Source organism: Mesoflavibacter zeaxanthinifaciens DSM 18436, from assembly GCF_000422365.1.
Taxonomy (GTDB): Bacteria; Bacteroidota; Bacteroidia; order Flavobacteriales; family Flavobacteriaceae; genus Mesoflavibacter; species Mesoflavibacter zeaxanthinifaciens.
In genome coordinates, this window is sequence record NZ_KE383820.1 from 149,172 (window position 1) to 164,591 (window position 15,420).

11 protein-coding genes are annotated in these 15,420 nt (G+C 32.1%); 6 read left to right on the plus strand and 5 right to left on the minus strand.

The genetic code is table 11. The features are described from left to right. Window position 1: 1 nt before the first annotated feature. Genes pgmB through H574_RS0112815 form a run of 6 tightly spaced genes read left to right on the plus strand, consistent with a single transcriptional unit; the run spans window position 2 to window position 9,660 of the window. Complete coding sequence (gene pgmB, locus H574_RS0112790; protein ID WP_027880957.1) at window positions 2-658, plus strand: beta-phosphoglucomutase; 657 nt, start codon at window positions 2-4, stop codon at window positions 656-658. 14 nt (window positions 659-672) lie between these two features. Next, on the plus strand, window positions 673-2,958 hold the full coding sequence (locus H574_RS0112795) for a glycoside hydrolase family 65 protein (protein WP_027880958.1): 2,286 nt from the start codon (window positions 673-675) through the stop codon (window positions 2,956-2,958). A gap of 26 nt (window positions 2,959-2,984) precedes the next feature. Further along, window positions 2,985-5,099: a glycoside hydrolase family 97 protein gene (locus tag H574_RS0112800; protein WP_027880959.1), complete on the plus strand. Its 2,115-nt coding sequence runs from the start codon at window positions 2,985-2,987 to the stop codon at window positions 5,097-5,099. Between the two features lies 1 nt (window position 5,100). Then, window positions 5,101-7,029, plus strand: a complete 1,929-nt coding sequence (locus H574_RS0112805) for a glycoside hydrolase family 13 protein (RefSeq protein WP_027880960.1) — start codon at window positions 5,101-5,103, stop codon at window positions 7,027-7,029. After that, window positions 7,026-8,216: an alpha/beta hydrolase-fold protein gene (locus tag H574_RS0112810; RefSeq protein ID WP_051169895.1), complete on the plus strand. Its 1,191-nt coding sequence runs from the start codon at window positions 7,026-7,028 to the stop codon at window positions 8,214-8,216. The genes H574_RS0112805 and H574_RS0112810 overlap by 4 nt, the downstream gene beginning before the upstream one ends. Window positions 8,217-8,235: 19 nt before the next feature. After that, on the plus strand, window positions 8,236-9,660 hold the full coding sequence (locus H574_RS0112815; protein WP_027880962.1) for an alpha-amylase family glycosyl hydrolase: 1,425 nt from the start codon (window positions 8,236-8,238) through the stop codon (window positions 9,658-9,660). 50 nt (window positions 9,661-9,710) lie between these two features. Here the strand turns inward: H574_RS0112815 and H574_RS0112820 are convergent, their stop codons facing one another. From H574_RS0112820 to H574_RS0112840, 5 genes are all read right to left on the minus strand, one after another. Beyond that, window positions 9,711-9,971, minus strand: a complete 261-nt coding sequence (locus tag H574_RS0112820; protein ID WP_027880963.1) for a heavy-metal-associated domain-containing protein — start codon at window positions 9,969-9,971, stop codon at window positions 9,711-9,713. Window positions 9,972-10,082: 111 nt separating this feature from the next. Beyond that, the gene (locus H574_RS0112825; RefSeq protein ID WP_027880964.1) at window positions 10,083-11,444 is read right to left on the minus strand and encodes a glycosyltransferase family 87 protein; all 1,362 of its coding nucleotides are present in this window, start codon (window positions 11,442-11,444) and stop codon (window positions 10,083-10,085) included. Window positions 11,445-11,614: 170 nt separating this feature from the next. After that, entirely contained in the window at window positions 11,615-13,048 is a 1,434-nt protein-coding gene (locus H574_RS0112830; RefSeq protein WP_221184965.1) for a cellulose synthase family protein, read from the minus strand. A gap of 56 nt (window positions 13,049-13,104) precedes the next feature. Then, on the minus strand, window positions 13,105-13,794 hold the full coding sequence (locus tag H574_RS0112835) for a glycosyltransferase family 2 protein (protein ID WP_027880966.1): 690 nt from the start codon (window positions 13,792-13,794) through the stop codon (window positions 13,105-13,107). A 42-nt stretch (window positions 13,795-13,836) separates the two neighbouring features. After that, complete coding sequence (locus tag H574_RS0112840) at window positions 13,837-15,420, minus strand: 4Fe-4S binding protein (RefSeq protein WP_027880967.1); 1,584 nt, start codon at window positions 15,418-15,420, stop codon at window positions 13,837-13,839.

Genomic DNA, 15,420 nt, shown 5'->3' on the forward strand with positions numbered 1-15,420 from the left:
AATGAATAAAAAAGGCTTCATATTCGATTTAGATGGTGTTATCGTAGACACAGCAAAATATCACTTTTTAGCTTGGCAAAAACTAGCAAAAAGTATCGGTATCGATTTTTCACACGAACAAAACGAACAACTTAAGGGTGTAAGCAGAGTTAAATCTCTTGAAAAAATATTAGCATGGGGAAATAAAACTATTTCCGAAGACAAATTTAATGCCTTAATGGCATCAAAAAATGATGATTATTTAAGCTTTATAGCGAAAATGAATCACGAGGAAATTCTTCCCGATGTACCAAAAATTTTAAACTATTTAAAAACACAAAATCAACCAGTTTCTCTAGGATCGGCAAGTAAAAATGCACGTCAAATTCTTGAAAAAGTAGATTTGCTTAAGCAGTTTGATGCAATTGTAGATGGTAATGACGTAAGCAAAGCAAAACCAGATCCAGAAGTGTTTTTAATTGCAGCAAAATCATTAAACGTAAACCCTGAAGATTGTATTGTTTTTGAAGATTCGGTTGCAGGTGTTCAAGCTGCAAATACAGCAAATATGATTTCTATAGGTATAGGGGAAGAAAACGTATTACATGAAGCAGATTATGTCTTTTCAAATTTTACAGAAATAGACACTGCATTTATAGATAAATTAATAAAAAGATAAATTATTCATTAACAATGAATCAAGATTATATACAACCAAACAATTGGTCAATTATAGAAGAAGGATTTGACGTAGATCGCGTAAAATCTTCAGAAAGTTTATTTAGCATCGGTAATGGCGCAATGGGTCAACGTGCTAATTTTGAAGAGCAATACTCAGGATCAACCTTTCAAGGTAGTTATATTGCTGGCGTGTATTATCCAGATAAAACTCGTGTTGGTTGGTGGAAAAATGGTTACCCAGAATATTTTGCCAAAGTACTTAACGCACCAAGTTGGATTGGTATTAACGTAACCATTAATGGTGAAGCTTTAGACCTTTTTAAAGCAAAAAGCGTAGACAACTTTCGTAGAGAATTAAATATGAAAGAAGGCTGGCTATCTAGAAGTTTTGAGGCAACACTTCAAAATGATTTAAAGGTAGAAGTCAACATCGTTCGTTTTTTAAGTTTAAATTTAGATGAAGTTGGCGCGATAAAATTCAACATAAAACCATTAAACGGAAGCGCAGCTATTCAGTTTCAACCTTATATAGATAGCGGTATTACTAACGAAGATTCTAATTGGGATGATAAGTTTTGGAATACCACAAATGTTGAAGTTATAAACGATCAAGCATTTATAGAAGCACATACTATGAAAACTAATTTTCATACCTGCACGTTTATGCAGTCTCATGCGTTTATAAATGACGAAAAGCAAGATATTGCGCCAGAAGCAACTTCAACAGAACAAACAATTGCATTTTCATATAATGTAGAAGTTGATCAAAATCAAACCGCAAGCTTAGTAAAGTTTGGTGGTTATACCGTAGATAGAAATTATGAGAAGGATCAATTAATAGAGGCAGCAAAAACAGCATTGTCAAAAGCGAATACAAAAGGTTTTGATTCACTTTTAGAAGACCAAAAACAAGCTTGGGCAGAGATTTGGAAGATGTCAGATATTACTATAGATGGTGATGTAAAAGCACAACAAGGTATTAGATTTAATATTTTTCAGCTTAACCAAACCTATTTAGGTAAAGATTCTAGGTTAAACATTGGTCCAAAAGGATTTACTGGCGAAAAATATGGCGGTAGTACTTATTGGGATACAGAAGCGTATTGTATACCGTTTTACATGGCGACCAAAGACCAAAAAGTAGCACGTAACTTATTACAATACCGTTATAATCATTTAGAAAAAGCTATAGAAAACGCTCAAAAATTAGGGTTTAAAAACGGTGCTGCGCTTTATCCAATGGTAACCATGAATGGTGAAGAGTGTCATAATGAGTGGGAAATTACCTTTGAAGAAATTCATCGAAATGGTGCAATTGCTTTTGCCATATTTAATTATTACCGTTATACAGGCGATTATAGCTACATTCCAGAAATGGGATTAGAAGTACTTATTGGTATAGCTAGATTCTGGCAACAACGTGCAACATTTTCTTCAGACAAAAATAAATACGTTATTTTAGGAGTTACTGGTCCAAACGAATACGAAAACAATGTAAACAATAACTGGTACACTAATTATATAGCAAAATGGTGTATAGATTATGCTTTGCAAAATATTGAAAAAGTAAAAGAAGAATTTACTTCAGATTACAACAGGATTATGGACAAAGTTTCTTTATCTCCTAAAGAAATGGAAATTTGGCAAGACGTTGCAAACAACATGTATTTTCCTTTTTCCGAAAAACATAATGTTTACCTGCAACAAGATGGCTTTTTAGACAAAGAGTTAATCACGGTTGAAGATTTAGAAAAATCACAAAGACCAATTAATCAAAAATGGAGTTGGGACCGTATTTTACGTTCTCCTTATATTAAACAAGCAGATACATTACAAGGATTTTACTTCTTCGAAGATCATTTTACAGATGAAGAATTAAAACGTCATTTTGATTTTTATGAGCCATTTACAGTACACGAAAGCTCACTATCGCCATGTGTACACAGTATTCAGGCAGCAAAATTAAATCAAATGGAGCAAGCTTATGCATTTTACTTACGTACATCACGTTTAGATCTTGACGATTATAATAAAGAAGTAGAAGAAGGATTACATATTACCAGTATGGCTGGTACATGGATGAGTATAGTTGAAGGTTTTGGAGGTATGCGAGTTAAAGACAATAAACTTCATTTTGAACCAAAAATCCCAAAAGAATGGAATGCTTATTCATTTAAAGTAAACTTTAGAGATACAATTGTTAAGGTTACTATTTCTCAAAATGAGTCTAATTTTGAATTAATCTCAGGACAACCTTTAGATATAATAGTAAACAATCAAGCTAAAACTGTAAAATAAACATCATTATTAATACATCAAAACAAATGAAATTACTAAAACCATTAATAATATTACTTTGTCTTTCTGTAAGCATTGTAACTGCGCAACAGTTAACATCACCTAATGGCGAGTTAACCATGCAATTTTCACTTCAAGAAGACGGAACACCAACTTACAAATTACAATACAAAAATCAAGAAGTTATAAAAGAAAGTCGTTTAGGGTTTCATCTTAAAAACGATAAAAAATCATTGTTAGATGATTTTAAAGTTACAGATACTAGTACATCTACTTTTAAAGATACATGGCAACCGGTTTGGGGAGAAGTTAAAGAGATAACTAATCATTACAATCAGTTAAAAGTAACTTTAACACAAAATGAAACAGACCGAATTATGGTTGTTAATTTTAGGTTGTTTGATGATGGTTTAGGATTTAGATACGAGTTTCCTACGCAAAAAAACTTAGTGTACTTTACCATAAAAGAAGAACGTACACAATTTGCAATGACAGGAGATCATACTGCATTTTGGATTCCTGGTGATTATGACACGCAAGAGTACGATTATACAAAATCAAAACTTTCAGAAATTAGAGGCTTATTTGATAAAGCAGTAACAGGTAATGCTTCTCAAGAACAGTTTTCTAAAACAGGTGTACAAACAGCTTTAATGATGAAAACAGATAAAGGTCTATACATCAATTTACATGAAGCAGCTTTAATTAATTACTCTTGTTTATCATTAGATCTAGATGATAAAAATTTGATTTTTAATTCACACTTAACACCAGATGCTAGAGGCGATAAAGGTTATTTACAGTCACCAACAAAAACACCTTGGCGTACAATAATAGTAAGTGATGATGCTAGAGATATTTTAGCCTCAAAACTAACCTTAAACTTAAACGAACCTTGCGCAATAGAAGACACATCTTGGATTAAACCAGTAAAATATATTGGTGTTTGGTGGGAAATGATTACAGGTAAAAGCTCTTGGTCATACACCAACGATTTGCCATCAGTAAAATTAGGAGAAACAGATTACAGTAAAGTGACACCTAACGGAACACACGCTGCAAACAACACTAAAGTAAAACGTTATATCGACTTTGCTGCAGAGCATGGTTTTGATGGTGTTTTAGTTGAAGGTTGGAATGAAGGTTGGGAAGATTGGTTTGGTCAATCTAAAGATTATGTGTTTGATTTTGTAACGCCATATCCGGATTTTGATGTAGAAGAAATTCACGCTTACGCAAAATCTAAAGGTGTAAAAATGATTATGCACCACGAAACGTCTTCGTCTGTAAGAAATTACGAGCGTCACATGGATGAAGCTTATCAGTTTATGAAAGATAACGGTTACGATGCTGTAAAAAGTGGTTACGTAGGTAATATTTTACCTCGTGGCGAGCACCATTATAGCCAATGGATTGTTAATCACTATCAATATGCTATAGAAAAAGCTGCAGAATATGAAGTTATGGTTAACGCACACGAAGCGGTTAGACCAACAGGTATTTGCAGAACATATCCTAACTTAATTGGTAATGAGTCTGCAAGAGGAACCGAGTTTCAAGCATTTGGTGGCTCTAAACCTAATCACGTTACTATTCTTCCGTTTACACGTTTAATTGGTGGACCAATGGATTATACACCAGGTATTTTCGAGATGGATATTAGCAAATTAAATCCTGATAATAATTCGCATGTAAATAGTACCATTGCAAATCAATTAGCACTTTACGTAACAATGTATAGCCCATTACAAATGGCTGCAGATTTACCAGAGCATTATGAGCAGTTTATGGATGCGTTTCAATTTATAAAAGACGTAGCAGTAGATTGGGAAGATAGTATTTATTTAGAAGCAGAACCAGGAGATTACATTACTGTAGCACGTAAAGCAAAAGGAACTAATAACTGGTTTGTGGGTAATGTAAATGGTAAGGAATCAAGAACATCTACCATAAAATTAGACTTCCTTGACAAGGATAAAACTTATACAGCAACTATTTACGCAGATGCAAAAGATGCAGATTATAAAACTAATCCGCAAGCTTATAAAATTTCAACTAAAAAGGTAACTAGCAAATCTAAAATCTCTCAATTATCTGTACCAGCTGGTGGATATGCAATTAGTATTATAGAAAATAAATAAGATGAAATTAACTAAAAACATAGTGCTGTTTTTTGTAATGCTAACATTATGTTTTTCATGTAAAAATGAAGAAGGCCAAGCATTAAGTACTAAAACCGAAACAGTAACAGAAATTAAAAATGAAGTAAACCGTGTAGAGCCGCCACATTGGTGGGTTGGTTTTAAAGAGACATCACTTCAGTTATTGGTTCATCATCCAAATATTTCAAAAGCAACACCAAGTATATCTTATGCAGGTGTTGCTATTAAAAAAGTTAATAAAGCAGATAGCCCAAATTATCTATTTATTGATTTAGAAATTTCAGAAATAGCAAAATCAGGACAGTTTAATATTCATTTTAAATTTGAAGATGGTACTAAATTAGTACAAACCTATCAACTAAAAGACAGAGACAAAGCAGTAGACCAATTTGTTGGTTTTGACAGTAGCGATGCTATTTATTTAATCACGCCAGACCGTTTTTCTAACGGAAACCTAAACAACGATAGTGTTGAAGGTTTGCAGGAACAAGGTGTAGATAGAAATCATGATTACAAACGTCATGGTGGTGATATAACTGGGATTACTAATCATTTAGATTACATTAGCGATATGGGCTTTACACAAGTTTGGTCTTGTCCACTGCTAACAAACGATATGGAAAATGGCTCATATCATGGATATGCAATTACAGATTATTATCAAGTAGATCCACGTTTTGGAACTATGGAAGAGTACATTAATCTATCCCAAAAAGCTAGAGAAAAAGGTATGGGAATGATTATGGATCAAGTCGCAAATCATTGCGGAGTTTCTCATTGGTGGATGAAAGATTTACCGTTTAAAGATTGGGTCAATCAGCAATCTAAATTTAAAAACGGAGCGCCTTTAAATAATTCTAATCACAGACGTACCGTTAACCAAGATTTATACGCATCAAATCAAGATAAAAATGAAATGACCGAAGGTTGGTTTGTCCCAACAATGCCAGATTTAAACCAGCGTAATCCTTTTATGGCTAAATACATTACGCAAAATAGCATTTGGTGGATCGAAACTTTAAAGCTTAGCGGAATTAGACAAGATACCTATCCATATCCTGACAAAGATTTTATGTCTAGTTGGGCAAAACAAATAATGACAGAGTATCCTAACTTTAGTATTGTTGGAGAAGAGTGGAGTTATAATCCATTACTTATTGGGTATTGGCAAGCAGGACATAAAAATAAAGATGGCTACAATGGGCATTTAAAATCGACAATGGATTTTGCAATGAACCAAAATATTGTAGACGCTTTAAATCAAGACGAAGCTTGGGATCGTGGTTTGATTAAAATCTACGAAGGATTAGCTAACGATTTTAGTTATACATCACCAAAAGACATCATGATTTTTTTAGATAATCACGATAAAAGTAGAGTTTTTACTCAGTTTGATGGTGATATAACAAAAACTAAAACAGCATTAAGTTACATGTTAACCTTACCAAGAATACCTCAAATCTATTACGGAACAGAAATTTTAATGGACGATTTTGAAAAACCTGGTGATCATGGATTAATTCGTACAGATTTTCCTGGCGGTTGGCAAGATGATGCTGTAAATGCGTTTACAGGTAAAGGGTTAACAGAAGAGCAATTAGATATGCAACGCTATATAAAAACATTACTTAATTATAGAAAAGAAAGTAATGCCATACATAATGGTAAAACCATACATTTTGCACCATTTAATGGGACTTACTTTTTATTTAGAATTGCAGAAGATGAAACCGTAGTTCATATTATTAATAAAAACGAAAATCCAATAACAATAGACTTAAACCGTTATAACGAAGTTGGTTTAAAAGGAAAGACGTTAACCAATATCGTTTCTGGTCAAACTATAATTTGGGAAGACACAATTCAACTTGATAAAAAAGGAAGCTTAATACTAACAACTAAAAAATGAAAAATATAGTTGTCATATATTTTTTAACGCTATTTGTATGTTTTTCTTGTAAAAAGGAAAACGAAAATCCTATTTTAGGAGAAGAGGTTGTGACGTTTAAAATCAACAAACTTCCAGAAAACCATAATTTTGAAGAAGACATTTTTATTTCAGGAGATTTTGAAGGTTGGTCTGGCGGAAGAGACCTATTTAAATTGAATAAAAAAGATGAAGTTTACAGTATTTCTGTTCCTAAATACAGAGAGCAAATCAACTTTAAATTTACTAAAGGAAATTGGGAATCTGTAGAATGTCAATTAGACGGAAACCCAATAGAAAATAGAACTTATAGTTTTGATGGTAAAGACGAAACTGTAAACGTTGAAATCGTTAACTGGAAAACAGAAGAAATGACTGAAAGTCCTTCAACAGCATCAAAAAATGTATCAATTTTTGAAGACAATTTCTTAATGCCTCAATTAGATAGACAACGCACTATTAGAGTTTATTTACCGCCAAATTATCATAATTCAGAAGACAATTATCCAGTACTTTATATGCATGATGGTCAAAATGTATTTGATAAAAAAACATCATACAGTGGAGAATGGCAAGTTGATGAAACTTTAGATAAATTATACGAAGAAAAAGGCTTTAGTTTAATCGTTGTAGCGATAGATAATGGAGGAGATAAGCGGTTAAATGAATATTCTCCTTGGGATCATCAAAAGTTTGGTAAAGGTCAAGGTATGGACTACGCAAAATTTATAGTCAATACACTTAAACCAAAAATAGATGAAACTTACAGAACAAAAACTGATAAAAACAATACAGCAATAATGGGATCGTCTATGGGTGGATTAATTTCTCACTATACAGCTTTACAATATTCAGATGTTTTTGGTAAAGCAGGCGTGTTTTCACCGTCGTTTTGGTATTCAGAAGAAGTTTTTGATTTCAGTAAAGAGCATTCAAATATTAAAGATTTAAGACTATACTTTTTAGCTGGCGGAAAAGAAGGTGGTAATCCAACTTTTGAAGGTATTAGCAAAACCGCAAAAGACATGAATACTATGATCGAACTCTTAAAATCAGGAGGATTTCCTGCTCAAAATATTAATTCTAAAATAGAACCAGAAGGTAAACACAACGAAAAACTTTGGAAAAATAGCTTTGAAGAAGCTATAACTTGGTTATTCAAACTATAAAAACAAACAAATAATACATATGAAAAAAATATTCCTATTAGTTGTATTAACAATGTTTTTTGCTTGTAAAGAAGAGCAAAAACAATCTATAGCAACAACGAATCAAGAAGACACATTTAAACCTATTACAGAAGAAGATATAGAAAGCGGAATTATTTACGAAGTCAATATACGTCAATACTCACCAGAAGGCACATTTAATGCGTTTACTAAAGATATGCCTGTTTTAAAAGATTTAGGTATAAAAGTGATTTGGGTAATGCCAATAAATCCAATCTCTAAAGTTAAAAGAAAGGCTACAGATGGTCAATTTACTAGCGATATTGAAGATGAAAAAGAACGCGAAAAATATTTAGGTAGTTACTATTCTGTATCAGATTATAAAGCCATAAATCCAGAGTTTGGTAATCTAGAAGATTTTAAAAATTTAGTAGATACTGCACATGATAATGGAATTTATGTAATTGTAGATTGGGTACCAAATCATACAGGTTGGGATCATCCATGGATTACTGCTCATCCAGATTGGTACACTCAAAACGATAAAGGAGAAATTATAGATCCAATCAATCCTGAAACAGGTGAATCTTGGGGATGGACTGATGTTGCCGATTTAAATTATGATAATACGGAGATGCGTAAAGAAATGATTAACGATCTAAAATATTGGTTAACCGAAGCTAATATTGATGGTTACCGTATGGATGTTGCGCACAAAGTGCCACAAGATTTCTTTGAAGAAGTGACTAAAGAGTTAAAGCAAATAAAACCTGTTTTTATGCTTGCAGAAGCAGAACAACCAGCATTGTTAGAAAAGGCATTTGACATGCAGTATGCTTGGGAAGGACATCATTTATTAAATGAACTAGCTAAAGGAGAAAAAAATGCTGACGATTTTCAAGCGTATATTAAAAAGCAAGATACAGTGTTGCAAGACGATGATATCAACATGAACTTTGTAACAAATCACGACGAAAACTCTTGGGCAGGTACTTTAAGAGAACGAATGCCAAATAATAAAGAGCTATTTACAGCTTTAACTTATACCATGCCTGGTATGCCTTTAATTTATTCTGGGCAAGAGTATGATTTAGATCACAGATTATTGTTTTTTGAAAAAGATAGCATCCCTAAAACTAAAGGGGATTACTTTACGTTATTACAACGTTTAGGCGAATTAAAAAATACAAATTCAGCCTTAAACGGAGGTAAAGACGCAGCTGCTTACAATGCAATAGACGCAGGACCAAGTGTGATTGCATTTAGCAGAACAAAAGGTGATGATGAGGTTGTTTTTATTGCAAACATTTCAGATGAAAGTATTAAAACTAGCATACCTCAAAAAGGAAGTTATTTAGATTACATTGCTAATCAAACAATCCAATTAAAAGGCGATGCAATTGAGTTAGCTCCAAACACATACAAAATTTATGTAAAGCAATAGTTTTACACTATTTATTTGAATTTTAAAAAGCGCCTTTTTAGGCGCTTTTTTTATAAAGGAAAGATAGATTTAGGAATGGCATGAAAACCAGTTTTATTAATCTCGTTTTCTATCGTAATAACCTCTACTAATTTAGAGGTTTGTACCGTAAATTGTTTTGGGTAGGTATCTGCATCTATAATCACTTTTTCTACACCGTCAACTCTTAAAGCAGCGTTTTTAATTAACTCTAAATCTTCAAGTTGTTTTGCATTGGTTTCAAATACTTTCCCATGGTTACCAGGGATAACGTTTTCTGATATTAAACTCATGATAATTGTTTTAGATTGGCTAGTTAGCTAACCATTTATTAAGTATCATAAAGTTACAAAATGTTAAAATACACTATTCCTAATTATTTTAACATTTGCGTTAAAATGCTGTTATATTTTAATGTTTTTTATAGTTTTTAGGTTGAAAATTTCACCAATAATAAATAGAAATACGATAGAATATTCAATACCAATTAACCACAAGTTTTCGGTATTATCTTTATTTGCATATGCTAGGTAACTTAACACGATAACTAAGCTCCAGACTATTACATATTTGTAGTTAGAAAACACCGAAAGAAGTACCAATGTAGCTAAATACCATGGATGAACGGTAGTGCTTAATAAAAAGTAAACTGTCAAGCCTAAAAGCATGTTAACTATTAATTGTTGCATATTATTTACTTTTCTAAACAAAGCTAAAGACCAAACAATTATAAAAATTAAAAGTGCTAAGCATTTACCAATAATAGCAATTTGATTATATCCAGATATACTGTATCCAATAGCTCTTGCTATATAATAGATACTAGCATTAAATTCAAAATTATTAAACCAAAGCGCTGTTGTTTTAGAATAATTTGTAATAAAATCAGAGCTTAAAAAGGGTAAAAATAATAGTGATACTGTAATACCAATAACTAAATAAAAACCAATTAAGTATTTTAAGTTGTGGTGTTTTAAAAACCATTTTATAAAAAATGGTAATAATAAAATAGGTATTAATTTTGTTGAAATTGCAAATGCAAAACATATAGCAGACCAAAACCATTTGTCTTTATGAAGAAGGTAAAGACTAAATATGATAAAAAATATCATTATGCTTTCAAAATGCAAATTACCAGTTAATTCAATAATAATTAAAGGGTTTAACGCATATAGAAAAATAGAATTTTCTGGAAGTTGAAAAGCTTTTAATAATTTTCTACCATAAAATATCACTCCAATATCAGCAAGGATAATACATACGCGCATTCCAATTATAGAACTTAGTATACTGCTTCCCGGAAACCAATTACCAAGTACAAAAAACAACTGATTAATAGGCGGATAATTACTGTTGTTACCTTGACTAAGCCAGCCCATACCATCGTAAAGTTGTTGCTGATTTGGAATGTTAGACACTAAGTTTTGATTAATAATTTCGGTAGCAGAATATAGGTATGGATTGATACCTAATTGATTAAGGTATCCGTCCCAAATAAAGCGATAAAAATCTTGTGATAGATTAGGAGTTGCTAATAAAAACACAAGCCGACATAAAATGGCTGCTACAAGTAAAAACTTAAAGTTACCACTAGTTATTTGTATTAATTTATAACTTACTATAAATAAAGCTACGTAAAGTGTTATAAGCTTAATATAGTCTGTCCGTGCTAAATTATAGGCAAAACTAAAATAGAATAATAAACAAGCAAACGTAAGAAGTATTGAAATCTTATTTAGTTTGAAAAATGTCGTGTTGATTTGCATTACTCAAATATAGCTAATAAAGCTGTAAAGTAAGCTTTATAGTAGGTTTAGAACTTGTTGTTGGCAAGTACATGCGTTAGCGATAGTAATGATTAGCTTTTGGCGAGGCTTGCATCGAGCCAAAACTAGTAATGGATAGCGCGACCACTTGTGGTAACGCCCAAAAAAAACTAAGCTTTTGAAGTTAAAGACTTAAAGAATACAAATCCAAAACCAATTGTAAGCATTAAGTGGAAAGGGAATAATCCAAAATCACCACCTTGATCACCAACTATGAATGCACTGTACATTCCGAAAGCAAAATAAAGCATTAAAAGACCTTCAAAAACAACGTTAATACTTATGTTTTTACGTAAGTATTTATTGCCTTTCCAGCTATCTTTAAGTGAACTAATGTTGAATTTTGGCGTACGTACAAACTCGCTTCGTTTACCAATATGTCCTTCTAAAACTGCAATAGAATTATGTAAAGAAAAGCCCATTGCGATAGAGAAAAACGTAAAAAACATACCAATATATTTGATAAAATCTTTAAACGTATTGCCATGACTACGTTTGTACATTATCCAATAACAAACAAAGAAGATAATAGTACTCATTACAAAAAAGCTCATAATGTAAAAGTATGGTCTTAAATGTGCATATTCGTTTTTAATGTAAAGCATTGGTATACTTAAAATACCAACAATTAATACGTTTAAAAACATGGTACTGTTTAACAAGTGTAAAATACCGTGTAATTTGGTTTTAGCAGAAATGTTCTTGCTAGTTAAAACGCGCCAAAGCATTTTTCTAAAGTTTTCTGCGCCACCTTTATTCCATCTAAATTGTTGTGATCTTGCTGCACTGATAACTACAGGTAATTCGGCTGGTGTTTCGACATCTTCTAGATATTTAAATTCCCAGTTTTTAAGCTGCGCACGGTAACTTAAATCTAAATCTTCGGTAAGTGTATCGCCTTCCCAATTTCCTGCATCAATAATACAATCTTTACGCCATACGCCAGCAGTACCGTTAAAGTTGATAAAATGACCTTTGCTATTACGTCCAACTTGCTCTAATGTAAAATGTGCATCTAAAGCAAATGCTTGTATTTTTGTTAATGTTGAATAATCGCGGTTGATATGTGCCCAACGTGTTTGTACAACACCAATTTTATCATTTTTAAAATATGGGATTGTTTTTTGTAACCAGTCGTGTTCTGGTAAGAAATCGGCATCAAAAATGGCAATAAATTCTCCTTTTGCAATTTCTAATCCTTCTTTTAATGCACCAGCTTTAAACCCTTGTCTGTTGGTTCTGGTAATATGTTTGATGTCTAATCCTGTTGCTGCAAGCTTTTCTACGTGTGCTTTTGTTGTAATTACGGTTTCGTCAGTAGAATCATCTAAAACTTGAATTTCTAATTTATCCTTTGGATAATCTATTAAAGCAATGTTGTCTAATAATCTGTCCATAACATACAACTCGTTAAATACAGGAAGTTGTATGGTTACATAAGGTACTTCTTCTGGATTATTTAAATTGAATTTTGGACACTTATCCTTTTTACGTTGAGCCGCTAAATAATTAAACATTAAGTTTAATTGCGCTAACGCGTACATGAATATTAAAATTAGCGAAATGCTGTAAATGACTATTAATGTGGTTTCTAAAATCACTATTTAAAACTATATTTGAAAATCCAGGACAAAATTTTTATGCCTGCAAATATACTACCTTTTATGGTTCCTGAAACTTTTGAGACACCAATTCTATTTCTGTAGTTTACAGGTACTTCTGTATAACTAAGTTTTTGCTTTAATGCTTTTAACTGCATTTCTACTGTCCAACCGTACGTTTTGTCAACCATATTAAGGGCTAACAGCTTTTCGTACTTAATAGCTCTAAAGGGACCAAGGTCTGTAAATTTAGCCTTAAAAAAAAGTGACATTAATTTGGTTGCTAGCCAATTTCCGAAGATTTGTTGAGGTGTCATAGCACCATCTTCTCTTAATTCTTTAACACGACTACCAATAACTAAGTCAATATTATCTTCAATAATAGGAGCAATTATTTTAGTAAGCTCTTCTGGATAATCACTATAATCACCATCTAAAAATACAATAATATCAGGTTTAGACTGTTGCTTAGAGATGTAATCCATACCTTTTAAACACGCATAACCATAACCTTTTCTGTTTTCTGTTAATACGGTTGCACCTGCATGTTTTGCATTAACTTCTGTAAGATCTGTAGAATTGTTGCTAACTACAATAACTTCTTCTACTAAAGAAGGAATGTCTTGTATAACATTTGCAATTGAGTCTTGCTCGTTAAAAGCAGGAATAATGACTTTTATTTTGGGCATTTAGGCATTTAATCTTAGCGCAAAAATACAATTGTTTTTGGATTATTTGTTATTTATTAAATCCATTAAATCTACATCGTTTCCAAGAAGGATTTCGTTAGGGTTTATACGTCCTTTCATGCTGTCGTTTTCTAATTTTAAAACGCCTCTTGGACAAACTGCACTACAAATACCGCAGCCAACACAACTAGAACGTACAATGTTTTCGCCTTTTTGAGCATAAGCACGTACATCTATTCCCATTTCGCAATAGGTAGAGCAATTTCCGCAAGAAATACATTGTCCACCGTTGGTAGTAATTCTGAATTTTGAAAATAAACGTTGCTGAAATCCTAAAATTGCCGCCATAGGACAACCAAATCTACACCAAACACGACTGCCAAAAATAGGGTAGAAGCCAGTACCAATAACACCAGAAAATATAGAACCGATTAAAAATCCGTAGCTTTTTCTTAAACTTTCAGATTTAAATAAAAATAACGAATTGTCTTTACCAAAATAGTGCAAAACAAATAACGCCATGATAATTACAAAGTAACCAATAGCACCATATTTAGCATCTTTTGCTAGTTCATTTCTTTTAAAAATCATTGTGCCAGTAAAAATGATAGTTAAAAACGATGCAACAAAAATTAAAAACGATGATTTGGTAAGCCAATACTTGCTAGTATCATTACCTAAGTAACTATGTATTACAGCTGTAGTCATAAGTACAACAAATACTAAAACCGAGTGAATTACCCAACGCTCTACTTTCCAAGCAAATTGAGATTTGTCACTTAATTGCCTAAAGCTATCACCAGCTGTTTCGGCTAATCCACCACAACCACAAACCCAAGAACAGTACCAACGTTTACCGTACTTATAAGTTAAAATAGGTGTAATAACAAATATTGAAACGATACCAAAAATTAGCATCGCTAATCCAATGTTTCCTGCGCTTATAAATGCTTTTACGCGATAACTTTCAAAATTATAATAATTAAGAGGCCAAATGTTTTTTAAATCGTAGTAAGGTAAATCGCTATTCATTACGTACATAAATTCTGGAATTAAAAACGCAAAAGCCAATTGAAAAAACATGACCGAAATAGTGCGGATTTGCTCATAGCGATTATGTCTATATTTTAAAATGAATTTATAACCAAAGACCAAAATCGCAACTGTATATAGCGTACCGTATACAAACCATTGACTGGCGTTTCTTCCGCTTAAAAGCTGACTTAAAGGATCAAAAAGAGCAACTAAACCTGTGTTTTCTTCACCTTTTTGAGCTAATCCTAAATATTGAGGGTAAAAATAAAGTACAATGTAAAATAAGGTTAAAACGACACCAATTAGCCAACCGACTAAACCTCTTGAAGATAAAGATTTAAACCAAACACCATCATTTTTAATGCCTTTAGATTTGTTTAAGTATAAACTATTAGAAAACCATATAGTCCCAATAAACATTAAGGTTAAAGCAATAGACGAAGCTATAGTCTTGTTAGGGAATTGAACATTAAATAATGCTAACACCAAAATAAAAAAACCTAACATACCAACTGCTGACGCTATTTTTTGAGTTTTTGTTAATCCGTAAGAATTAGCTAAAGACATACTGTAATTTAATTTTAAGCTCAT

What these genes read in the sequence shown, in the direction of transcription:
- H574_RS0112795 (WP_027880958.1), top strand. Translation starts at nt 673, where the DNA reads ATGAATCAAGATTATATACAACCAAACAATTGGTCAATTATAGAAGAA.
- H574_RS0112835 (WP_027880966.1), bottom strand. Translation starts at nt 13,794, where the DNA reads ATGCCCAAAATAAAAGTCATTATTCCTGCTTTTAACGAGCAAGACTCA.
- H574_RS0112810 (WP_051169895.1), top strand. Translation starts at nt 7,026, where the DNA reads ATGAAAAATATAGTTGTCATATATTTTTTAACGCTATTTGTATGTTTT.
- H574_RS0112825 (WP_027880964.1), bottom strand. Translation starts at nt 11,444, where the DNA reads ATGCAAATCAACACGACATTTTTCAAACTAAATAAGATTTCAATACTT.
- H574_RS0112805 (WP_027880960.1), top strand. Translation starts at nt 5,101, where the DNA reads ATGAAATTAACTAAAAACATAGTGCTGTTTTTTGTAATGCTAACATTA.
- H574_RS0112840 (WP_027880967.1), bottom strand. Translation starts at nt 15,420, where the DNA reads ATGAGCTTAAAATTAAATTACAGTATGTCTTTAGCTAATTCTTACGGA.
- H574_RS0112820 (WP_027880963.1), bottom strand. Translation starts at nt 9,971, where the DNA reads ATGAGTTTAATATCAGAAAACGTTATCCCTGGTAACCATGGGAAAGTA.
- H574_RS0112815 (WP_027880962.1), top strand. Translation starts at nt 8,236, where the DNA reads ATGAAAAAAATATTCCTATTAGTTGTATTAACAATGTTTTTTGCTTGT.
- H574_RS0112800 (WP_027880959.1), top strand. Translation starts at nt 2,985, where the DNA reads ATGAAATTACTAAAACCATTAATAATATTACTTTGTCTTTCTGTAAGC.
- pgmB (WP_027880957.1), top strand. Translation starts at nt 2, where the DNA reads ATGAATAAAAAAGGCTTCATATTCGATTTAGATGGTGTTATCGTAGAC.
- H574_RS0112830 (WP_221184965.1), bottom strand. Translation starts at nt 13,048, where the DNA reads ATGTACGCGTTAGCGCAATTAAACTTAATGTTTAATTATTTAGCGGCT.